This window comes from Deinococcus seoulensis, assembly GCF_014648115.1.
Taxonomy (GTDB): Bacteria; Deinococcota; Deinococci; order Deinococcales; family Deinococcaceae; genus Deinococcus; species Deinococcus seoulensis.
Window position 1 is genome coordinate 42,947 of sequence record NZ_BMQM01000023.1, and the last position, 20,575, is coordinate 63,521.

General features: G+C 66.7%; 22 protein-coding genes. 8 read left to right on the forward strand and 14 right to left on the reverse strand.

Going from position 1 to position 20,575, the window contains the following annotated elements; all coding sequences use genetic code 11:
* Positions 1-155: 155 nt before the first annotated feature.
* The gene (locus tag IEY70_RS15095) at positions 156-974 is read right to left on the reverse strand and encodes an exodeoxyribonuclease III (protein WP_189065864.1); all 819 of its coding nucleotides are present in this window, start codon (positions 972-974) and stop codon (positions 156-158) included.
* A gap of 101 nt (positions 975-1,075) precedes the next feature.
* Between IEY70_RS15095 and IEY70_RS15100 the strand changes: the two genes are divergently transcribed.
* The gene (locus IEY70_RS15100) at positions 1,076-1,384 is read left to right on the forward strand and encodes a hypothetical protein (protein WP_189065865.1); all 309 of its coding nucleotides are present in this window, start codon (positions 1,076-1,078) and stop codon (positions 1,382-1,384) included.
* Between the two features lie 272 nt (positions 1,385-1,656).
* On the opposite strand, the gene IEY70_RS15105 is transcribed toward IEY70_RS15100, so the two are convergent.
* The gene (locus IEY70_RS15105) at positions 1,657-2,808 is read right to left on the reverse strand and encodes an aminotransferase class I/II-fold pyridoxal phosphate-dependent enzyme (protein WP_189065866.1); all 1,152 of its coding nucleotides are present in this window, start codon (positions 2,806-2,808) and stop codon (positions 1,657-1,659) included.
* Positions 2,809-2,935: 127 nt separating this feature from the next.
* Positions 2,936-3,334, reverse strand: a complete 399-nt coding sequence (locus IEY70_RS15110; RefSeq protein WP_189065867.1) for a hypothetical protein — start codon at positions 3,332-3,334, stop codon at positions 2,936-2,938.
* A gap of 256 nt (positions 3,335-3,590) precedes the next feature.
* Here IEY70_RS15110 and IEY70_RS15115 point away from each other — a divergent pair, with 256 nt between their 5' ends.
* On the forward strand, positions 3,591-4,127 hold the full coding sequence (locus IEY70_RS15115) for a DUF2721 domain-containing protein (protein WP_189065868.1): 537 nt from the start codon (positions 3,591-3,593) through the stop codon (positions 4,125-4,127).
* 31 nt (positions 4,128-4,158) lie between these two features.
* Complete coding sequence (locus IEY70_RS15120) at positions 4,159-4,443, forward strand: DUF1905 domain-containing protein (protein ID WP_189065869.1); 285 nt, start codon at positions 4,159-4,161, stop codon at positions 4,441-4,443.
* 221 nt (positions 4,444-4,664) lie between these two features.
* Here IEY70_RS15120 and IEY70_RS15125 read toward each other — a convergent pair whose 3' ends face one another.
* Complete coding sequence (locus IEY70_RS15125) at positions 4,665-9,311, reverse strand: DNA-directed RNA polymerase subunit beta' (RefSeq protein ID WP_189065870.1); 4,647 nt, start codon at positions 9,309-9,311, stop codon at positions 4,665-4,667.
* Positions 9,312-9,444: 133 nt separating this feature from the next.
* Positions 9,445-12,900 (reverse strand): DNA-directed RNA polymerase subunit beta, encoded by a 3,456-nt coding sequence (gene rpoB, locus IEY70_RS15130; protein ID WP_189065871.1) that lies wholly within the window; start codon positions 12,898-12,900, stop codon positions 9,445-9,447.
* 403 nt (positions 12,901-13,303) lie between these two features.
* Between rpoB and IEY70_RS15135 the strand changes: the two genes are divergently transcribed.
* From IEY70_RS15135 to IEY70_RS15155, 5 genes are all read left to right on the forward strand, one after another.
* Positions 13,304-14,095, forward strand: coding sequence for a hypothetical protein (locus IEY70_RS15135; protein ID WP_189065872.1), 792 nt, complete (start codon positions 13,304-13,306; stop codon positions 14,093-14,095).
* Positions 14,096-14,103: 8 nt separating this feature from the next.
* The gene (locus IEY70_RS15140) at positions 14,104-14,508 is read left to right on the forward strand and encodes a hypothetical protein (protein WP_189065873.1); all 405 of its coding nucleotides are present in this window, start codon (positions 14,104-14,106) and stop codon (positions 14,506-14,508) included.
* 68 nt (positions 14,509-14,576) lie between these two features.
* Complete coding sequence (locus IEY70_RS15145) at positions 14,577-15,152, forward strand: DUF2239 family protein (RefSeq protein WP_189065874.1); 576 nt, start codon at positions 14,577-14,579, stop codon at positions 15,150-15,152.
* Positions 15,149-15,487: a GIY-YIG nuclease family protein gene (locus IEY70_RS15150; RefSeq protein WP_189065875.1), complete on the forward strand. Its 339-nt coding sequence runs from the start codon at positions 15,149-15,151 to the stop codon at positions 15,485-15,487. The genes IEY70_RS15145 and IEY70_RS15150 overlap by 4 nt, the downstream gene beginning before the upstream one ends.
* Complete coding sequence (locus IEY70_RS15155; protein WP_229777967.1) at positions 15,451-16,056, forward strand: variant leucine-rich repeat-containing protein; 606 nt, start codon at positions 15,451-15,453, stop codon at positions 16,054-16,056. The genes IEY70_RS15150 and IEY70_RS15155 overlap by 37 nt, the downstream gene beginning before the upstream one ends.
* A gap of 70 nt (positions 16,057-16,126) precedes the next feature.
* Here the strand turns inward: IEY70_RS15155 and rplL are convergent, their stop codons facing one another.
* From rplL to IEY70_RS15200, 9 genes are all read right to left on the reverse strand, one after another.
* A complete protein-coding gene (rplL, locus tag IEY70_RS15160) occupies positions 16,127-16,489 on the reverse strand; it encodes a 50S ribosomal protein L7/L12 (protein ID WP_189065876.1) in 363 nt (120 codons plus the stop codon).
* Between the two features lie 78 nt (positions 16,490-16,567).
* The gene (gene rplJ / locus IEY70_RS15165; RefSeq protein WP_189065877.1) at positions 16,568-17,062 is read right to left on the reverse strand and encodes a 50S ribosomal protein L10; all 495 of its coding nucleotides are present in this window, start codon (positions 17,060-17,062) and stop codon (positions 16,568-16,570) included.
* Between the two features lie 230 nt (positions 17,063-17,292).
* Entirely contained in the window at positions 17,293-17,994 is a 702-nt protein-coding gene (gene rplA / locus IEY70_RS15170) for a 50S ribosomal protein L1 (protein WP_189065878.1), read from the reverse strand.
* Complete coding sequence (rplK, locus tag IEY70_RS15175) at positions 17,987-18,421, reverse strand: 50S ribosomal protein L11 (RefSeq protein WP_189065879.1); 435 nt, start codon at positions 18,419-18,421, stop codon at positions 17,987-17,989. Before rplK ends, rplA begins: the two co-directional genes overlap by 8 nt.
* Positions 18,422-18,653: 232 nt before the next feature.
* Positions 18,654-19,226, reverse strand: coding sequence for a transcription termination/antitermination protein NusG (gene nusG, locus IEY70_RS15180; RefSeq protein WP_189065880.1), 573 nt, complete (start codon positions 19,224-19,226; stop codon positions 18,654-18,656).
* Complete coding sequence (gene secE, locus IEY70_RS15185; protein WP_189065881.1) at positions 19,226-19,402, reverse strand: preprotein translocase subunit SecE; 177 nt, start codon at positions 19,400-19,402, stop codon at positions 19,226-19,228. The genes nusG and secE overlap by 1 nt, the downstream gene beginning before the upstream one ends.
* 82 nt (positions 19,403-19,484) lie before the next feature.
* Entirely contained in the window at positions 19,485-19,652 is a 168-nt protein-coding gene (rpmG, locus tag IEY70_RS15190) for a 50S ribosomal protein L33 (RefSeq protein WP_022800165.1), read from the reverse strand.
* Positions 19,653-19,796: 144 nt separating this feature from the next.
* Entirely contained in the window at positions 19,797-20,033 is a 237-nt protein-coding gene (locus tag IEY70_RS15195; protein WP_189065882.1) for a hypothetical protein, read from the reverse strand.
* A 159-nt stretch (positions 20,034-20,192) separates the two neighbouring features.
* A partial coding sequence (locus tag IEY70_RS15200) for an EF-Tu C-terminal domain-related protein (RefSeq protein WP_505706063.1) occupies positions 20,193-20,575 on the reverse strand: 383 nt, incomplete at its 5' end.

The following is a 20,575-nucleotide window of genomic DNA, read 5'->3' on the forward strand; positions in this document are numbered from 1 at the left end:
ACACGCGCGCAACCCGCCCACGGGAACTGGTTTTCGCTTCCTCGGGTTGCGCCTTGAACCCACCGCCCGAACTGGCAGTTGCCCGGCAACGGGCGTGATGGGGGCGCTGTCCTGAACCCGGCAGCACGGTCAGCATAACACGCGCCGCGCCGCTCTCACCTGACCGGTCCTTCACCCGCCGCCCTTGCCGCCGCGCCGGGCAGCACCTGCGCGCTGAGCGGCGCGTGATCGCTCAGGCGGGCGTCCCGGCCCACCCGCACGTCCCGCACGTCCACACCTGCGGCCAGCAGGTAATCGATGCGCCACCCCACGTTGTTCGCGTAGGCGTTCGCGCGGTTACTCCACCAGGTGTACTCGGCCTGCTCGCCCAGCCACGCGCGGTGCGTGTCCGTCAGGCCCGACGCGAGGTGACGGGTCATCCACTCCCGCTCGTGCGGCAGGAACCCGCTGTTCTTCTGGTTGCCGCGCCAGTTCTTCAGGTCCACCTCCCGGTGCGCGACGTTGTAATCCCCGCCGATCACCACCGGCATCCCCCCGGCCAGCAGCGCGTCCGTCCAGGTCTGAAAGTCGCCCAGCACGCGGTCCTTGAATCCCTGACGTTCCGGGCCGCTGCTGCCGCTCGGCAGGTACACGCTCGCAAAGCGCACGCCCCCCACCACGGCGCTGATCACGCGGCCCTCGGCGTCCATCTCGGCGTGCGCCATGCCGGTCTGCACGTCCTCCAGCGGGCGGCGCGCCAGGATCGCCACGCCGCTGTACCCGGCCTTCTGCGCCGGGAACCACGCGCCCTGATACCCCAGACCCGCCAGTGCGTCCGGCATCGGGTCGGCCCGCACCTCCTGAAGCAGCAGCACGTCCGGCCGTTCCCGCGCCGCCCAGTCCAGCAGGCCCTTACGCAGCGCGCTGCGCAGCCCGTTCACGTTCAGGGTCGTGACCTTCAGGCCGACGCTCCGGTCCAGTTCCAGTTCCGTCATCGCGCCGGAGCATACCGCCCGCCGCCCGCCGGCGCGTCTGAAGGGACGCTCAGTCCGTTCCTGTTCCGGCCGCCCGTCCGGTCTGTTACGCTACACCCACCATGGTCGAGATCAAGTTCCGCAACGAGGCAGACGGCAAGGAATTCGAGATGACTCACCCCAAGGCCGCCCGTGTCCTCACGGACATTCAGGTCTGGGCCGAGAAGAACGCCTTTGAACACGTCGCCTTCTGGCGCGATCCCGAAGACGAACACAAGTTCTGGGTGCAACTCGGAGACGACCGCCTGAACTACTGGATTCACGACAGCACCTTCACCGAAGGCAAGCACGACACCGTCGAGATGCAGATGGACTACGCCCGCGGAGCGCAGCGCCGCAGCGCCGCCGGGTACGGCAAGTTCGACAAGTAATACGGACTCCGATTGAATGGTTTGCAAAAACTATTCAATCCGAGCGGACGCGAGTAGGAGCAAAGAGGATTCCGGGCGTGGAGTTGGCAACCCGGCGCCCTTCCGGGTTGTTAACGAAACAGACGGAATCCGTATAAATACGTTCTGCCGCCTGTTTCGCCTGCACCCCCGCGCTCCTGTGGGCTGTCGGCAGAAGGCCACGCAGATAGAAGTGCCGTTAGAGGTGCCGTGAGGCGCAGCCGATATGAACGGCCCGCGCCTCACGGCTGTTGTCAGCCGACCGGGACGGTCCCCAGCAGGCGCGCCGCCTCGCGCAGCACCTGCGGCGGCTGCACCAGCGCGAAACGCACGAAGCCCTCGCCACCCGCCCCGAACGCCGCGCCGGGACTGACGGCCACGCCCGTCTGCTCGGCCGCCCGCACCGCGAACGACACGCTGTCCCGCACGCCCGGCACGCGCGCCCAGGCGTACATGCTGGCCTGCGGCGTCGCCACCTCCCAGCCCAGCGCCCGCAACGCCGGAATCAGCGCGTCCCGCCGCGCCTCGAACACCGCCGCGCCCGCCCGGCCCACCGCGTCCGGCAGCGAGAGCGCGTGCGCCGCCGCCCGCTGAATCCCCAGGTACGGGTGGAAATCGACGGCGCCCTTCACGCGCGCCAGCGCCGCGACCGCCCCGGCATCCCCAGCCGCGAACCCCACCCGGAACCCGCCCATGTGATGCGTCTTGCTCAGCGAGTGCAGCTCGACCACGCCGTCCAGCCCGGCCTCCAGCACACCCGGCGCGCGGTACTCCCCGAACGTCAGTTCCGCGTACGGGTTGTCATGCACCAGCAGCGTGCCCCGCGCCCGGCACCACGCGGCCGCCTCCCGGAAGAACGCCGCGTCCGCCACCGCCGACGTCGGATTGTTCGGGTAATTCAGCAGCAGCACACGCGGACGCACGCTGTCCGGTACGCTCTCCAGGTCCGGCAGGAAGTCCCGCTCGGGCCGCAGCGGCAACGTCACCACGTTCAGGCCCGCCACGGCCGCCGCGCCCAGGTACGGCGGGTAGCACGGGTCCGGCAGCAGCAGCGTGTCACCGGGGTCCGTCACGGCCAGCAGCAGGTGCGCCAACCCCTCCTGCGCGCCGATCAGCGGCAGCACCTCCGCATCCGCGTTCACCGTCACCCCGAACCGACGGCGCAGGTAGTCGGCAGCCGCCTCCCGCAGCGGGGCCGTGTCACTGAACAGCGGGTACCGGTACGTGCCGGCGTCCCGCGTCGCGTCGCGCAGCACGTCCAGCACCGCGTCCGGCGGGGGGAGGTCACTGCTGCCGATACTCAGGTCAGTCACGCTCAGACCCGCCGCCCGCGCCCGCCCCTTCGCCGCGTCCATCAACGCGAACACGCTTCCCGGCACCGCTTCCGCCCGTCCTGACAGCCACATGCCCCCAGGGTAGCCCAGGCATCCCCAGGCCAGGGCGCGCAGAACAGGCAACGCAGAACAGGCAACGCAGGCGAGGGGGTCCACCTCCTGAGAAGTGGACCCCCTGTCCCTGCGTTTCCTGCGTAGATTACTGGTCGTACGCGGCGCCGTACACCGGGATGGTCACGGTGGTCAGGGCCTTGCCCGAGGCGTTCACGGTGATGCTGGCCATGTCGTTCACGACGGCGCTGGTGTCGTCGCGTTCCACGGTCACGTACAGCAGGGCGCGGTCGCCCATGACCTCGCTGCTGTTCAGCGTGATGGTCGTGCCCTTGCTCAGGCCGGTGGTGGTGAGGCTCAGGTCGCCGGGCAGCGTGCCGCCCAGGTCAGCCAGGGGCACCTCGATGGCCATCCAGCTCGACTCGGTGTACAGCGCGCTGAACTCCTGGCCGTTGCCGTCAGTGGCGTACACGGTCGCGGCGAAGGCGGGAGCGGCGGTGAAGGTCAGGGCGAGAGCGGCGGTCACGGTCATCAGGGTCTTTTTCATGGTGGTTCTCCTTGGGTGGCGGGTGCGCCTCGTGGCTGCCTCCCGTCTTGAGATAGAGAATGCGCCCCGGGCATGCAGGGACCGTGCAGGGAATATGCAGATTTATCGAAGTTCACGGCCCCCCCTTGAACGAACCCTTAGAAAACCTGTGTGATCCCTCCCAGATGGATAAAAGAGCCTGCCGTCCATCCCGCCGCGCGGCCGGAATCCAGATCGCACGGCAGTTCCCGCGTGCCGCAGCGCGTACCCTGAAGGCATGGCAGATTCCGGCCTGCAGGTCCTGACATCCATGATCACTCCGGCCGTTCTGATCAGCGGCGCCGGCACCCTCCTCATGAGCACCAGCAGTCGCCTGGGCCGCGTGACGGACCGCGTGCGGCAACTCACGGCCCGCTTCAAGGTTCTGGTGACCGAGGACGGCCGCCAGGAGGGCCTCGCCCGCGAGGAGAAACGCCTGATCGTCAAGCAACTCCCGCGACTGGCCCGCCGCAGCCGCATCATCGTGCGCGCCATGACCGCCCTGTACCTCGCCGTGGCACTGCTGGTCCTGACCAGCATCCTGATCGGCGGCAGCGCCCTGCTGGGCCAGAGCGCGGGCCTGCTGCCGGTCATGATCGCCATTGCCGGGTCCGGCAGCCTCGCGTACGGCGCGCTGCTCCTGAGTTTCGAGACGCGCCTGAGCGCCAGCACCACCCGCGAGGAAATGAAATTCCTGGTGGCGCTCGGCGAACACTACGCCGGACTGTACGACGAGCGTCTGATGAAAGACGTCGGCGAGCAACTCGACGCGTGATCATCTGCCCGCGACCCGCTACGCTACCCGCATGTCCCTGACCTTCACGGCGACCCTGTTCCAGTGGCGCGGCCCGGCCCCGCACTACTTCCTGCGCGTGCCGGATGAACTGGTGCCGGACCTGCGCGGCGCGGCGCGGCTGGTCACGTACGGCTGGGGCATGATTCCCTGCCACGCGCGGGTGGGCGGGACGACCTTCCGCACGGCCATCTTCCCGAAGGACGGTGGGTACCTTCTGCCGGTCAAGGTTGCCGTGCGCCGCGCCGAGGTGCTGGAGGAGGGGCGGGACGTGACCGTGACCGTCACGCCCGGCTGATATGGACTCTGATTGAATGGGCTGCAAAGCCCGTTGAATCCGAGCGGAGCGAGTAGGAGTCGAAGCGGGTTCCGGACGTGGAGTTGGCAACCCGGCGCCCTTCCGGGTCAACGAAACAAACGGAACCCGTATGAGGCCCAGGCAACACCATCACAGCAGAAAACCCCCCACCCGTCGTCAGGTGGGGGGTTCTGCTTTGAACCGTCGTCAGGTCATCAAGTTCAGTTGGTGTACGTGACGTTGTCGTTCACGACGCCCGGGCGGGTGTCGTCGTAGGAGCGGTCCCCGGTGACGGAGTCGCTGCTGGTGTTGTTCTCGCCGTACTTCTCGAGCGTGCGGTCGTCGGCGACCTGCATGTCGCGCACGGTCTGAAGGCCGGTCCCGGCGGGAATCAGTTTCCCGAGGATGACGTTCTCCTTCAGGCCGATCAGGTCGTCGACCTGGCCCTTCATGCTGGCTTCGGTCAGGACGTGCGTGGTGTGCTGGAAGCTCGCGGCGGACAGCCAGCTCTTGGTGGTCAGGCTGCTCTTGGTGATGCCCAGCAGGACCGGCTTCCAGGAGCTGGGCGTCTGGCCGTCTTCGAGCAGGTCGTTGGCCTGGTCGACTTCCCAGCGTTCCACGGTCTGCCCTTCGAGCAGTTCGGTGTCGCCGCCGTCGGTGATCTCGACCCAGCGGAGCATCTGGCGGACGATCACTTCGATGTGCTTGTCGTGGACCTTCACGCCCTGGCTGCGGTACACGCGCTGCACTTCTTCCACCAGGTAGCGCTGGGCGGCGTCGGTGTCCTTGTACAGCAGCAGGTCGTGGGGGTTGATGGCGCCGCGCGTGAGCGGCTGGCCGGCCTCGACGCGGTCGCCGTCCTTGACGATCATGCGCAGGCTCTTGCTGATCTTGGTGGCGGTCTTGCTGGAGTACTGGTCGTCGTCGGCCTCGATGCGCACGAGGTAGCGTTCTTCCTCTTCCTCGATGCGGACGGTGCCGTCACGGTCAGCCACGGCCGCGCTGGTCTTGGGCTTGCGGGCCTCGAACAGTTCGATCACGCGGGGCAGACCCATGGTGATGTCCCCGCCGCCGCTGCCGGCGACCCCGCCGGTGTGGAAGGTACGCATGGTGAGCTGCGTGCCGGGTTCCCCGATGGATTCGGCGGCGACCACACCGACCGCTTCGCCCATGCTGACGGGCTTGGCCTGCGAGAGGTCGTAGCCGTAGCACTTCTGGCACACGCCACTCTTGACGCGGCAGTTCAGGGGGGTGCGCACGAACACGCTCTGGAGGACCTTGGCGTTCCTGGTGATCGCCTTGACGTCTTCCAGGGACAGCATGGTGTCGGCTTCGATGGTGTGGCCGTCGATTTCCACGGCGTCGGTCAGGGTGCGGCCGTAGATGCTGGTTTCGATCTCGCTGGCCTTGCGGCTGCGCCATTCGCCCGTGCGCTCGTCCACGGCGCCCAGCGGGATGGCGGTGTAGTCGGTGGTGCCGCAGTCCACGTCGCGCACGACGACTTCGTGGGCCACGTCGACCAGCTTACGGGTCAGGTAGCCGGAGTCGGCGGTACGCAGCGCGGTGTCGGCCCCACCCTTACGGGCGCCGTGGGTGCTGATGAAGTACTCCAGCACGGACAGGCCCTCGCGGAAGGAGGCGCGGATCGGCACTTCGATGGTGCTGCCGTCGGGGCGGGCCATCAGGCCGCGCATCCCGGCGAGCTGCGTGATCTGCTGCGCGTTACCACGGGCGCCCGACAGGCTCATGATCCACAGGGGGTTGAAGGGGTAGTTCTTGCCGAAGTTGTCGAACATGGCGTTCTTGACTTCGTCCTTGGTGTCGTTCCAGAGCTGCACGACCTGCTTGTAGCGCTCTTCCTCGGTCATGAAGCCGAACTCGAAGTTCTGCTCGATCTCGGCGACCTTGGCGTCCGCTTCGGCCAGGATCTCGGTCTTGGCGGGCGGGATGACGATGTCGTCGATGCCGATGGTGATGCCGGAGGTCGTGGAGAGCTTGAAGCCCGCGTCCTTCAGGCCGTCGAGCAGCCCGGCGGTCGCCTCGATCCCCAGGTGCTTGAAGCACGCCATGATCATGTCTTTCAGGTGGTCTTTCTCGTACGCCGTTTCCAGGTTCACGAGGGTGTCGACCAGGGCGGCCTGGGTGCCCAGCGCCTCCTGCACGATCCGGCGGAACATCACGCGGCCCGCGCTGGTGTCGTACGTCACGCCGTTCAGGCGGATGCGCACGAAGTCCTGGTGGTCGATGGTGCCGCGGTTCACGGCCATGATGGCCTCGTCCGGGTTGCTGAAGACGTACTTCAGGCGTCCGGCGCTGGTTTCCCGGCCGTTCACGGTGATGGCGCTGTTCAGCGCGATCTTCCCGGCGTCCAGGGCGGCCAGGGCGTCCTGCTCGCTGCTGAACTCGCTGCCCGCGCCGAGGTTGTCGGTGCGCAGCAGGGTCAGCGTGAAGATCCCCAGGATGATGTCGCGGCTGGGCTTGACGTTCGGCTCGCCGTTCGCGGGGGACAGCAGGTTGTGCGCGCTGAGCATCTGGATGCGCGCCTCGGCCTGCGCCTGGGCGCTCAGGGGGACGTGGATGGCCATCTGGTCGCCGTCGAAGTCGGCGTTGAAGGCTTCACAGACCAGCGGGTGCAGCTGGATGGACTGACCCTCGACCAGCACGGGCTCGAAGGCCTGGATGCCCAGTCGGTGCAGGGTGGGCGCGCGGTTGAGCAGCACGACCTTGTCCTCGATGACCTCTTCCAGGGCGTCCCAGACGCTGTCGCGGGTGTCGCGGTAGCGTTCGAGCATCTTGCGGGCCTGCTTGATGTTCGTGACCTCGCCCTTCTCTTCGAGCACCTTGAACAGGAACGGCTTGAAGAGTTCGAGCGCCATGCGCTTGGGCACACCGCACTGGTGCAGCTTGAGCTGCGGGCCGACCACGATCACGCTTCGGCCGGAGTAGTCCACGCGCTTCCCGAGCAGGTTCTGACGGAAGCGGCCCTGTTTCCCGCCGAGCAGGTCGGTCAGGGAACGCAGCGAGCGGTCGCTGCCGGGGTTGGTGACGGGGCTGCCGCGGCGGCCGTTGTCGATCAGGGCGTCCACCGCTTCCTGAAGCATGCGCTTCTCGTTGCGGATGATCATGTCCGGCGCGCCCTGGCTCATCAGTTTCTTCAGGCGGTTGTTGCGGTTGATCAGGCGGCGGTACAGGTCGTTCAGGTCCGACGTCGCGAAGCGGCCGCCGTCCACCTGCACCATCGGACGCAGGTCCGGGGGCATGACGGGCACGGTGTTCAGGATCATCCAGCTGGGGTGGTTGCCGCTGCGCTTGAAGGCGCGGGTCACTTCCAGGCGCTTGCGGGCCTTGGCGCGCTTGTGGCGGCTGGAGTCCTTCATCATCTCGTTCAGTTCGACTTCCAGCTCGTCGAGGTTCAGGTCGTCCAGGAGTTCCTTGACGGCCTCGGCGCCCATCTTCGCCTCGAAGTCGTACGACTCGATCACACGGACCTGCTTGCGGACCAGGTCGATCTCGATGCGGCCGCTGATGTCGCTCTGGAGGTTGCCACCGTCGGCAAGCTCGTCGCCGGGCTCGACGCGGTCACCGTTCACGACGAGGGGCTCGTCGTCGTAGGTGTACACCTTGGCCTTGCTGACGATGATGCTGGCGGGGTTGTGCAGGGTGATGACGCCGTCGGCTTCCGCCACGACTTCCTCTTCCTTGTCGATGGCGCCGATGATCTTCTGACCACGGCGGACCTCGCTGCCGTCTCCGACCAGGACGTGCATCTGCGGCTGGATGCCGTACTCGGCGCGGCGCGTCCAGTGCGCCGTGACCTGCACGTCCCCCTTCTTCTTGGGGAAGGTGACGGCCGAGAGGCGGCTGTCACGGCTGACGCGCAGGCGGGTGCCGCTCGCGGCGTCGGCCAGCACGGCTCCGGCCTCGATGATCTCGCCGTGCACGACCTGCACGTTCATGCCGTGAGGCACGTACACGCGGCTCAGGACCTCGCCCATGGGCGCGGCGGCCTCTTCCTCGTCGTCAGCGGCAGGCGCGGCGGCCAGGGTCTCGCGGATCTCGACCATGACGCTGTCCTCACCCATCTCGTGCAGGAACACCGTGCCGTCCACCGGAGCGGTGATCTGCACGTCGGCTTCCAGTTCCGCCAGGATCTCCCCGGCGCGGAAGGCGTCCTGCTCGACCAGCGCGTCGGCGGGCAGCGGCAGGCTGGCCTCGACTTCCTCGGCGTACGCGATGACCGCGCGGCGCGGGAAGCGGTACTGCGCCAGGCCGTCCATCTTGCTGACCACGTTGCCGCCCAGGATCTGGCCGCGCGTGACGTACTCGCCGTCACGCACCTCGGCTTCCACGCCGCCGGTCAGGGCGTACGTTTCCTGACGACCGAACCGCAGTTCGCGGTACTCGTCGTCGCTCAGCAGTTCGCCGCGCTTGAGCGGGCGGCCGTCCTTCTGGGCGTTGCGGGGCGTGGTGACCAGGAAGGAGCTGAAGTACAGCACCTTCTCCAGCTGACCGGCGCTCAGGTCCAGCAGCGTGCCGATCTTGCTGGGCGTGTCCTTCACGTACCAGATGTGCGCGGCGGGCGTCGCCAAGTCGATGTGACCCATGCGGTAGCGGCGCACTTTGCTGCTCGTGACTTCCACACCGCAGCGCTCGCAGACCTTGCCCTCGTACCGCTGACGCTTGTACTTCCCGCAGGCGCACTCGTAGTCCTTCTGCGGCCCGAAGATACGCTCGTCGAACAGACCCTCCCGCTCGGGTTTCAGGGTGCGGTAGTTGATGGTTTCGGGTTTCTCGACCTCACCGAACGACCACTCGCGGATCTTCTCCGGACTGGCGATGGCGATACGAACTTTGCTGAAATCTTTCATGACTCTCCTTCAGAGAAGGCGGAAGGCGGAAGGCTCATGGCAGATGGCGAGAAGCGGGATTCAGGCCTGTGCTGGAGTGCGGTTGGCCATCTGCCATCTGCTCTCAGCCATCTGCGGCGCATGTCAGTGCGCCTTAGCGCTTGGGCATCATGCCTTCGAAGATGTCGACGTTCTTGTCGTACGCGTCGAGCACTTCGACGTCCAGGCCCAGCGAGTGGAGTTCCTTGACGAGCACCTTGAACGACTCGGGGATGGTGCTGCCCGAGACTTCCTCGCCCTTGACGATGCTCTGGTACGCGGCGTCGCGGCCGTCGATGTCGTCGGACTTGATGGTCAGCATTTCCTGCAGGACGTGCGCGGCGCCGTACGCTTCGAGCGCCCACACTTCCATCTCCCCGAAGCGCTGGCCGCCGAACTGGGCCTTCCCGCCGAGGGGCTGCTGGGTGATGAGGCTGTACGGGCCGGTGGAGCGGGCGTGCAGTTTGTCTTCCACCATGTGGTAGAGCTTCATGACGTACATGGTGCCGACCACGACCGGGCCGCTGATGGGTTCGCCGCTGCGGCCGTCGTACAGGACGCTCTTGCCGGTGCGGGCCAGTTGCATCTGGGCGCGTTCGTAGTCGCCTTCGGGCGCGTCGACGACGCCGACCTTCCCGGCGCGGTCGAGGACTTCCTGCTCGCGCTTGTCGAGCTCGAAACCGTCGTCCTTGCGGGCCTGGAGGCGTTCGGCCGCCGCGACTTCCAGCATTTCCTTGATGGACGCCTCGGTCACGGAGTCGAACACGGGCGTCTCGAACTTCTGTCCGGTCAGGCGGGCCACTTCACCGAGGTGGGTTTCCAGGATCTGCCCGAGGTTCATGCGGGACGGCACGCCCAGCGGGTTGAACACCAGGTCGACGGGGGTGCCGTCTTCCAGGTAGGGCATGTCCTCGGGGGCCATGATCTTGGAGACCACGCCCTTGTTCCCGTGGCGGTTCGCGACCTTGTCGCCGACCTGCAGCTGGCGTTTCTGGGCCACGTACACGCGGACCATTTCCTTCACGCCGGGCTTGAGGTCCACGCCCTCGTCGCCGCGGCGGAAGCGCACGGTCTTCACGACGATGCCGCCCTGGCCGGACTGCACGCGCAGGCTGGTGTCCTTCACTTCGCGGGCCTTCTCACCGAAGATCGAGCGCAGCAGACGCTCTTCCGGGGTGGGTTCGCTTTCACCCTTGAAGGAGGTCTTGCCGACCAGGATGTCGCCGGGCTTGACCTCGGCCCCGACGCGCACGATGCCGTCCTCGTCGAGGTCGCGCAGCGCGGCCTCGCTCAGGCCGGGGATGTCGCGGGTGATCTTCTCGGGCCCGAGCTTGGTGTCGCGCGCCTCGATCTCGTCTTTTTCGATGTGCACGCTGGTGTAGAAGTCCTTGCGGACCAGACCCTCGCTGATGCAGATCGCGTCTTCGAAGTTGAAGCCGTCGAAGGGCATGATCGCAATCGTGATGTTCTGACCCAGCGCGAGGCGGCCCAGGTCGCTGGCGGGACCGTCCGCGATGACCTGACCGGCCTTGACCATGTCACCGATGTCCACGATGGGGTGCTGGTCGAGGTTGGTGCCCTGGTTGCTGCGCGTGAAGCGCACGAGTTCGAAGGTGCGGACGTTACCGGCGCTGTAGCCGATGCCGGGCGCATCCTCGGTCAGGGTGACCTGGATGTTGCGGGCGTCCACGTACGTGACCTTGCCCGTGACGTCACTGACGACGCTGGTGCCGCTGTCGGTCACCACGCGGCTCTCGACGCCGGTCCCCACGGCGGGGCTGTCGGCACGCACGAGCGGCACGGCCTGCGACTGCATGTTGGAACCCATCAGGGCGCGGTTGGCGTCGTCGTGCTCCAGGAAGGGAATCAGGCTGGTGTTGATCGAAACGATCTGTTTCGGGGACACGTCCATGAAGTCCACTTCTTCGGGCGTGTACCAGAGGGGATCGCCCTTGCGGCGGGCCAGGACGCGCTCGTCACTGAAGGTTCCGTCGTCGTTCAGCGGGCTGTTGGCCTGCGCGACGGTGTAACGGTCCTCGATGTCGGCGGTCATGTAGACCACGTCGCTGGTGACCAGGCCGTTCTCGACGCGGCGGTACGGCGCCTCGATGAAGCCCAGGCCGTTCACCTTCGCGTAGGAGGCCAGACTGCTGATCAGGCCGATGTTGGCGCCTTCCGGCGTCTCGATCGGGCAGATGCGGCCGTAGTGGGTACGGTGAACGTCACGCACGTCGAAGCCCGCGCGTTCGCGGGTCAGACCGCCCGGCCCCAGCGCGGAGATACGGCGCTTGTGGCGCAGGTCCGACAGGGGGTTGGTCTGGTCCTTGAACTGCGAGAGCTGGCTGCGCCCGAAGAATTCGCGCACGGCCGCCACGATGGGGCGGTTGTTCACGAGTTTCGTGGGGGTCGCGGCGTCCGGGTTGCCGAGCAGCATGCGCTCGCGCACGCCACGCGCCATGCGGCCCATGCCCACGCGCAGCTGATCGGCGAGCAGTTCGCCCACGGTGCGCACGCGGCGGTTGCCGAGGTGATCGATGTCGTCCTCGCCGACCAGCACGTCGTGCATCACGCCGTCCGCGCCTTCCATGCTGACCGTCTCGCGGCCGTACTGCAGCGCCATCAGGTAACGGATGGTGTCCACCAGACCGGCGTCCGTGAACTTGCCGTCCTCGAAGTTCAGCAGGGTGCGTTCTTCACGCTGCACGCCCAGCTTGGTGTTCATCTTGAAGCGGCCGGGTTCGCCCAGGTCGTAGCGGCGCGGGTCGGCCAGCAGCCCGTACAGGTACTGGATGGCCTTGTCACGCTTGGGCGGATCGCCGGGGCGCAGCACCGTGAACAGGCGCAGCAGCGCCTCGTCGGCGCCCATGCCCGCGCTCTTGTCCTCGGGCAGTTCCATGTCCGGCTCGAACTCCGTGAACAGCGCCTTGAGGCTGGTGTCGTCGTAGCCGAGGACGCGCAGCAGCATCGCCACGGGGAACTTGCGCTTGTTGACCTTCATTTCCAGGATGCCGCCCGCGAACTCCAGTTCGATCCAGGGGCCGCGCTTGGGCATGGGGATGATCGCGCCGGTGTACATCTTCTTGATGCCCTTGTAGGACGAGGTGAAGTACACGCCGGGGCTGCGGTGGATCTGCGAGATGATCACGCGGTCCGCGCCGTTGATGACGAAAGACCCGTCCTCGGTCATCAGGGGCAGGTCGCCCAGGAACACCTGGTCTTCCTTGATCAGGCCGCTGTCCTTGTGGATCAGTTGCAGCTTGGCGTACATCGGCGCCTGGTACGTGACGTCCTTCTCGCGGCATTCCTCGGGCGTGTAGGGCGGCTCGCCCAGACGGTACTCGAGGTAATCGAGGACCAGGCCCGTGCTGCGGCCCTTCTCGGTCTCGTCGATGGGGAAGACTTCTTTGAACGCACTCTGCAGGCCCACGTTCTCACGCTGCTCCGGGGCCTTGTCGGCCTGGAGGAACGCGCGGAACGAGTTCACCTGGATTTCCGTCAGGTTGGGAAGGGGAATCACTTCCGCGATGTCACCGAAACGCTCGATGCGGGGTCCTTTACCGGTCAAACTCATGTCCACCTCGCACGCACCCTGGGTCCTGCGCTGCGCCTTCCGGGGCTGGAAAAGACGCAGGCGGAACACGCAACCCCTCCGGTCGCGGTCCCTGAATTAAGGCTTAGTTTTGCAGACCCGTTCGCCGCAACTAGCTCCTGCCCGACCCATCATGGTCAGCACAGGACAGTATACCCCCGCGCGCCATGACAGGTCAACTGCCGGCAGGAGCCGCGCCCGGCGTCCTGGCGCCCGGTCTACTGATGTGCCGGAAGTATGCCCCAGCCGCACGCTGGAATCAATCCGGTCTGCGCGCCTGACTGCCCCATCCGCATCTTCACCTGACCTGATGACAACCGGCCGCACCTGACCATTCCAGCCGCGCTGACGGTCAGACCCATCCCACCTTCCGTACCATGTACCCGTGGACGCCCTGCAACCCTACCTGCCCTTCCTGCTGAACCTCCTGCGCCTGCTGGCAATCATCGGCCTGATCCACGCGGTCGTCACGCGGCAGCAGGTGTACTGGATCGTCATGCTGCTGTTCGGCGCGCTGTTCGGCGGCCTGTTCGGACTGGCCTTCGCCGCCGTGTACACCTTCATGGTCCTGATCCCCGCCGCGCGCGGAAGCGGCCGCGTGGCCGGGCAGGCCGTGGCGCGCGGCGTGGAAGCCCTCAAACCGCTCGACACCCGCATCCGCGAGGCCCAGGAGCAGTTGCAGGAAAGCGACACCCTCCAGAACCGCGCCGATCTGGCCGCCCTGCAAGCCCGCGCCGGCCGCCCCGACGACGCGCAGGCCACCCTGGCCCCACTCCTGAGCGGCATCTACGCCGACGATCCGGTCGTGCTGCTCACCAGCGCCGAACTGGACCTCGCCCGGCAGGAACCCGCCCCGGCCGAGACGAAACTGAACCGCGTGGACCTGAAAACCAGCGCCGCCACCCGCACCCGCACCCTGACCCTGCTCGCCCAGGCGCAGGACGCCCAGGGCAAACCCGAAGCCGACCAGACCTACCGCGACGCCATCACCGGCGCCACCACCGAGGAACCCCGCGCCCGCCACGCCGCGTACCTGATCCGGCAGGGCCGGGAAGACGAGGCCCGCGCTCTGCTGGACGCCCTGGCCAAAACCGAGCAGAAGGCCAGCAGCCTCTACCGCCGCCAGGAACGCGAATGGTTCCAGATGGCCGCCGGACTGCGCAAAGAGCTGAAGTGAGCAGGTACGTGCATGACACCCTGACGGTCTGGGCGGCTCACGCACGCGCAGAGGCGGAGTTGGCCGGAGCGGTGAGGTTCGACCATTCCGCAGAGGAAGGGGAACCAAAGTCGGCTTTCTCCATGGCCTTCCGGACGGGATGGTACGACGATGATTTTGCCTTTTACCTTTACGGTGACAACCCTGCTGCGCTCCTGGCTGACTGCTCTGCGTCCTGGCTCACGCTGGATCAGCAGGCCACGTCGCGCATTCCATCTGGACAGGACTGGAATGCGCTGTATGTCATCAGTGGAGGGGCGGGTGACGAGTGGCGGGGCGAGGAGGTTCGTCCTCCGATGCCACACGGGTCAGTGGAAGTCGATGGGGTCACGTTCAGACTGCTGGGCACCTTTCCCGTCATCTCGAAGTTCTGAGACTCTAGGCCATCCTTATTACCCGGGTGATATTGCGTTTCTTTAATTCATCCGGGTAAAATACGGGCATGGATACCGAACCCACCTTCACCACCTTTGAGGGACACACCCGCCGCCTGACCGCGCCCCTCGCGGCCACCCTCAGCCTGTTGCACGCCGGGCCGCGCGCGGGCCTGCTGACCTTCGACGATCAGACAGGGCGCAGCGTTGACTTCGACCTGAGCGGCACCCTGGACGACGTACTGGCCCGCCACGCTCCCGAAACGCCCCGCACCGGCCCCGGCCGCCCGAAACTGGGCGTCGTGTCGCGCGAGGTCAGCCTGCTGCCCCGCCACTGGGAGTGGCTGGAACGCCAGCGCGGCGGGGCGTCGGCGGCGCTGCGGCGCCTGATCGACGAGGCCCGCAGGGCCGACCCGGACGGCGAACGCCGCGCGCAGGCCCAGGCGGCCGCCGACCGCTTCCTGGGCGTGATGGCGGGCGACCTGCCCGGTTACGAGGAAGCCACCCGCGCCCTGTACGCCGCCGACCGCGCCCAGTTCGAAGCTCAGGTGCAGGGCTGGCCTGACGACGTGCGCCTGCACGCCCTGTACCTTGCCGCGCCAGCCTTCCCCGTCGCGCCCGCGTCTACCCCCAGCCCCGCATGACCACCCCCGAAGGCCTGCGCGAGCACCGCCACACGCCGCGACCCGGCATCATCCGCATCACGCACGTGCCCAGCGGTCGCACGCACCTGCAGTGCAGCCCCGACGCACCCGCCCTGATCAACCGCACCCGCTTCGAGTTGCAGACCGGCACCCACCGCACGCCCGCGCTGCAACGCGACTGGAACACTGGCGGCCCGGACGCCCTGACTTTCGAACTGCTGGACGAACTCCCCCCACCCCGCACCGGGACCCGCACGCCCGCCGAACTGCGGGACGACCTGAAGGAGCTGCTGACGCTATGGCAGGAGACACTGAACATCCCACCGACAGGCTGACCAGATCCGCCACGCTCCCTCCCGGCACCCCGGCCGCCACGTTGCAAACCCTGGCCCGGCAGGAGGACGCCGGACTGCGCGCCGCCGTGGCGCAGCACCCGAACACGCCCCCGGCGTTGCTGGAAGCCCTGGCCGCCACCGAACCCGGCGCGGTCCTGAGCAACCCGGCCCTGCCGCTGCTGCGGCTGGCGCACCCGCGCCTGCTGCTGGACACGCCGCGCGCCACCCTGCTGGCCCTGATCGGCTGCCCCGCCGCGCCCGACTGGCTGCGGCGGCACGCCCTGTCCCACCCGGACGCCGGGGTGGTCGCAGCCGTGGCCAGTCACCCGGACCTGACGCCCGCCCAGCTGGCCGCACTGGCGAGGCACCCGGCGTGGCAGGTGCGTTCACGCGTAGCAGCCCGCCCAGACCTGCGGGACGACACACTGCGCGCCCTGGCCGCCGACCGTGATTACGGCGTGCGGATGTACGTCGCGGCCCGCCCCGACCTGCCGCCCGGCGTGCAGGCGCAGTTGCAGCAGGACGCGTCGGTGTTCGTGCGGCAGGTGCTGGCCCGCCGCGCGCCGTAGGGGACGGCGCGGTCACGGCACGAAAAAACCCCCAGCCGAAGCTGGGGGCTGCACTCCCGGTTGGGGGGACTTACTTGAGTTCGACGCGGGCGCCAGCAGCTTCCAGCTGGGCCTTGATCTTCTCGGCTTCGTCCTTGCTGATGCCTTCTTTCAGCGCGCCGCCCTTCTCGCTCATGTCCTTGGCTTCTTTCAGGCCCAGGCCAGTGATGGCGCGGATTTCCTTAATGACGTTGATCTTGCTGGCGCCGGCGTCAACGAGGATGACGTCGAACTCGGTCTTCTCTTCAGCGGCGGGGCCGGCAGCGGCGGCGGGGCCGGCGGCGACGGCGGCGGTGACGCCCCAGGTTTCCTTCAGACCGTCGATGAGGTCCGCGAGTTCCATGATGGTGAGCTGGCCGAGCTGGTCGATAAGAGCCTGTTTGTCGTAAGCCATGATGTGTTCCTCCGAAATTGAAGTGGGTGATGCTGAGAATGTGAATGAAGGGCGTTCCGGTGGGGAACGCTCAGGCGTTCAGGCCTGTTCTTCGAGTTTGGTCTTGTACGCTTCGAGGACGCCCACGAAGTTGCTGAGGTGCGCGCTGAGCACGCCCACCAGCTCGCCCTGCAGGCTCTGCTTGCTGCCCAGGCTGGCCAGACGCTCGACGACTTTCACGTCGACGCGGTTGCCCTCGACAAAGCCGGCCTTGACGGTCGGGATGCCCTTGTCGTTGCCTTTGGCGGCGTCGCTGAGGGCCTTGGCGACCCCGGCGGGGTCTTCATGGGCGACAACGATGGCGCTGGGGCCTTTCAGAGCGTCGGCAAAGTCACGGCCGCCGTCCTGAAGGGCGAGGTTGATCAGGGTGTTCTTGGCAACAATCAGCTGCCCGCCCTTCTCGCGGATGTCTTTACGCAGTTTGCCCAGCTGGCCGGCGGTCAGTCCCTGGTAGTCGACCACGTAGAACGTGTCGATGCCCGTGAGGCTGCCCTTGAGGCTGCTGAGGGTCTGCTGGTTCTTGTCGTTCGCCACGCAGTACCTCCTAGGTGGGAACAAGTCCAGGTGCAGTGCTCGTCACCTGACAACTCGGCGGGATGTTTAAACCTGGCAAGGGTCCCCGCTGTCATGGATGCCTGAAAAGAAACGGATTGGAAAGGTGCGAGGAGTGCACCGGGGTGCCGATAAGAAGTGTCGATGGGTGAAGGTTGATGGTCAATGGTTTTTTCTGTCAACCATCAACCTTCTTCCACCGACGGTCCTGCTCAGGCGTTGCTGCCGCCGCTGAGGGTCAGCTGGATGCTGGGGCCCATCGTGGTGGTCAGGAAGGCGCTGCGCAGGAACACGCCCTTGGCGCTGCCGGGCTTGGCGGCTTCGAGGGCGCTGATCAGCGCGCTGTAGTTGGCGCTGAGGTTGCCGGGTTCGAAGCTGGCCTTGCCGATGGGCGCGTGGACGACGCCGGTCTTGTCGTTACGGAACTCGATGCGACCGGCTTTCAGGCTCTTGACCATGCCAGCCACGTCGGGACCGACGGTGCCGCTCTTGGGGTTGGGCAGCAGGCCGCGCGGCCCGAGCAGACGCGCGAGCTTCTGGCCGACCTGGGCCATCATGTCGGGGGTGGCGACAACAGCGTCGAACTCCATGAACCCACCGGCGATGCGCTCGATCAGTTCGTCACTGCCGACCACGTCCGCGCCAGCAGCCTCGGCGGCCTGCACGTTCTCACCCTTGGTGATCACGGCGACGCGCACGCTACGGCCGGTGCCGTGGGGCAGGGCGACCGTGCCACGCACGTTCTGGTCGCTCTTGCGGGGGTCGATGCCGAGGCGGAAGTGCACTTCGACGGTCTCGTCGAACTTCGCGGTGGCGATGTCCTTGACCAGCGCGGCGGCCTCGTCGATGGTGTACTGCTTGCTGCGGTCCACCTTGGCGACGAGCGCCTCGTAACGCTTACCGTGCTTAGGCATTCGGGGCCCCCTCGATGGTCACGCCCATGGAGCGCGCGGTGCCAGCGACCGTGTTCGCGGCGGCTTCGACGCTGCCAGCGTTCAGGTCGGGCATCTTGGTCTTGGCGATTTCCAGAACCTGGTCCCAGCTGAGCTTGCCGACCTTGGCCTTGTTGGGGGTCGCGCTGCCTTTCTGCAGGCCGGCGGCCTTGCGGATCAGGTAGCTCATGGGGGGGGTCTTGGTGATGAAGGTGAAGGAGCGGTCGGCGAAGATGGTGATCTCGACGGGGATGATCGCGTCACCCTTGTCGGCCGTCATCGCGTTGAACGCCTTCGTGAACTCCATGATGTTCGCGCCGTACTGACCGAGCGCGGGACCCACGGGGGGGGCCGGAGTGGCCTTACCTGCCGGGAGTTGCAGTTTGACTAAACCTGCGACTTTTTTCATGTATTCCTCCTTAGCTCCCCCTGCCGCGCCGCCTGAAGGAGGCCGGTCGGGGTGCTGACGCTAAGTTCTGCGCTTCCACCCTGGGGTGGATTGACAGCAACTTTTCGATTTTACTGCCTTCTGCCTCATTTGCCAAGGCTTGCGCCGCAGGTACAGGGAGTCAGGCGGGGTGGTGGGCAACCTGAATGGCGCGGCGCGGCGGCCAGCACGGCATCCAGGCCGTCCCCGGGACTTACTTGGCGACCTGACTGAAGTCGAGTTCGACCGGCGTTTCACGGCCGAAGATGCTGACCAGCACCTTGACCTTGGCCTGCGGAAGGTTGACCTCGCTGATGACGCCGCTGAAGTCCGCGAACGGACCGCCCGTGACGCGCACCATGTCGCCCGCCTTGAAGTCCACCTTCACGCGCGGCGCTTCCTCGACCACCGGTTGCGCCGCCACGCCGACCGAGGCCAGCAGACGCTGCACTTCCTCGGGCGAGAGGGGCACGGGCCGGGTGGACGTACCGACGAAGCCGGTCACGCCGTTCGTGCCGCGCACCACTTCCCAGGACTCGCCCAGCTCGCCGGGCGCGTCGTCGTCCTCGATGTCCATCTGCACGAACACGTAGCCGGGGAACAGCTTGCGTTTCACGGTTTCTTTCTTGCCACCGTCACGGAGTTCCACGGCTTCCTCGGTGGGTTGAAGCACCTGGAAGATCTTCGTGCCGCGCATGCCGAGCTTGCCGGCGCGGTCCATCAGGTGCTGCTCCACGCGGTCTTCCTGACCCACGTAGGTATGCACGGCGTACCATTCAATACCCATCAAAGCACCGCCCGAATCAGGTTGCTGAACAGCAGGTCAAGCGCGTACACGATGAGGGTCAGGGCAATCACGAAGATCACCACGGCCTGGGTTCCCTCCAGCACCTGCTGGCGGGTAGGCCACGAGACACGCGACAGTTCCGCGCGCGAGTCACGGAAGTACTGAATCAAGTTCATGCGTTCACCTGCGCAAAGAGAAAGAGTCGAAACCGGACTGCCGGGCCGCTGCCATCAGGCCGCGTGCGCCCGGCAGGGGAAATCAGACCTTCTTCTCCTTGAAGACAACGTGCTTCTTGGCAACGGGGTCGTACTTACGCAGTTCCATCTTGGCCTGCGTGTTGCGGCGGTTCTTGGTGGTCGTGTAGTAGAAGCCGGTGCCTGCGCTGCTTTCCATTTTCACGATGATGCGGGGGCCGTCTTTCGCCATGATGTTGCTCCTTCGCAGTCCCTCTGTCCGGGGGTCTGCTCCCAGCGTTCCTGATGGTGGTCGTTCTGCCACGGTGGGCGTCCGGACCCGCTGGTAAAAGCCCGCCTTCTGGCGGGCAACATTCCAATTATAGAGAGTCCAGGGTCAGGTGTCCACTGTGCCCGGCAGCCCAGTCGGAAAACCGTCGATGCAGACGGCGTTTTTTCGTCCCCGATACTCCCGGAGTCGATCTTCACCCTCCCCGGACGCCCATGTATTCAGACCCTCACGGCCCTGCACGAACTCCATCAGCGGCACCGCCATCCCACAGGAGGTTGGCACCGGATCCACATCCAGCACGAATACCTGCCGCACACCCGGCAGCGGGGCGAACAGAGTCACCCAGTCTGCCCAGTCGGGGTCAGCAGAGTGAACGGCGCGCGCCTACCCGTACCGTCGCAGGATCAGCGGCGGGCCTCTCAGCGCGCAGAACATCAGCGCATCAGAGCAGGGAGCAGCAAAAAAGGGGAGACCCGCAGGCCTCCCCTCAGTAAAACTGGATTACTCGATGACTTTGGCGACGACGCCGGCGCCGACGGTACGGCCACCTTCGCGGATCGCGAAGCGCAGGCCTTCTTCCATCGCGATCGGCTTGATCAGCTCAACCACGAACGTGATGTTATCGCCGGGCATGACCATCTCCACGCCTTCGGGCAGTTCCACCACGCCCGTCACGTCCGTCGTGCGGAAGTAGAACTGCGGGCGGTACCCGCCGAAGAACGCGCTGTGACGCCCGCCTTCGTCCTTGCTCAGCACGTACACGCTCGCTTCGAACTTCGTGTGCGGCTTGATGCTGCCGGGCTTCGCCAGCACCTGGCCACGTTCCACGTCGTCACGCGCCACGCCGCGCAGCAGCACGCCCACGTTGTCGCCCGCCATGCCGC

Bases quoted from the DNA above. Each gene is read 5' to 3' on its own strand.
- IEY70_RS15095 (WP_189065864.1), bottom strand. From the start codon at position 974: ATGACGGAACTGGAACTGGACCGGAGCGTCGGCCTGAAGGTCACGACC.
- rpoB (WP_189065871.1), bottom strand. From the start codon at position 12,900: ATGAGTTTGACCGGTAAAGGACCCCGCATCGAGCGTTTCGGTGACATC.
- rplL (WP_189065876.1), bottom strand. From the start codon at position 16,489: ATGGCTTACGACAAACAGGCTCTTATCGACCAGCTCGGCCAGCTCACC.
- IEY70_RS15105 (WP_189065866.1), bottom strand. From the start codon at position 2,808: ATGTGGCTGTCAGGACGGGCGGAAGCGGTGCCGGGAAGCGTGTTCGCG.
- IEY70_RS15115 (WP_189065868.1), top strand. From the start codon at position 3,591: ATGGCAGATTCCGGCCTGCAGGTCCTGACATCCATGATCACTCCGGCC.
- IEY70_RS15120 (WP_189065869.1), top strand. From the start codon at position 4,159: ATGTCCCTGACCTTCACGGCGACCCTGTTCCAGTGGCGCGGCCCGGCC.
- IEY70_RS15155 (WP_229777967.1), top strand. From the start codon at position 15,451: ATGGCAGGAGACACTGAACATCCCACCGACAGGCTGACCAGATCCGCC.
- IEY70_RS15150 (WP_189065875.1), top strand. From the start codon at position 15,149: ATGACCACCCCCGAAGGCCTGCGCGAGCACCGCCACACGCCGCGACCC.
- IEY70_RS15125 (WP_189065870.1), bottom strand. From the start codon at position 9,311: ATGAAAGATTTCAGCAAAGTTCGTATCGCCATCGCCAGTCCGGAGAAG.
- rplK (WP_189065879.1), bottom strand. From the start codon at position 18,421: ATGAAAAAAGTCGCAGGTTTAGTCAAACTGCAACTCCCGGCAGGTAAG.
- IEY70_RS15145 (WP_189065874.1), top strand. From the start codon at position 14,577: ATGGATACCGAACCCACCTTCACCACCTTTGAGGGACACACCCGCCGC.
- IEY70_RS15100 (WP_189065865.1), top strand. From the start codon at position 1,076: ATGGTCGAGATCAAGTTCCGCAACGAGGCAGACGGCAAGGAATTCGAG.
- rplA (WP_189065878.1), bottom strand. From the start codon at position 17,994: ATGCCTAAGCACGGTAAGCGTTACGAGGCGCTCGTCGCCAAGGTGGAC.
- nusG (WP_189065880.1), bottom strand. From the start codon at position 19,226: ATGGGTATTGAATGGTACGCCGTGCATACCTACGTGGGTCAGGAAGAC.
- IEY70_RS15110 (WP_189065867.1), bottom strand. From the start codon at position 3,334: ATGAAAAAGACCCTGATGACCGTGACCGCCGCTCTCGCCCTGACCTTC.
- rpmG (WP_022800165.1), bottom strand. From the start codon at position 19,652: ATGGCGAAAGACGGCCCCCGCATCATCGTGAAAATGGAAAGCAGCGCA.
- secE (WP_189065881.1), bottom strand. From the start codon at position 19,402: ATGAACTTGATTCAGTACTTCCGTGACTCGCGCGCGGAACTGTCGCGT.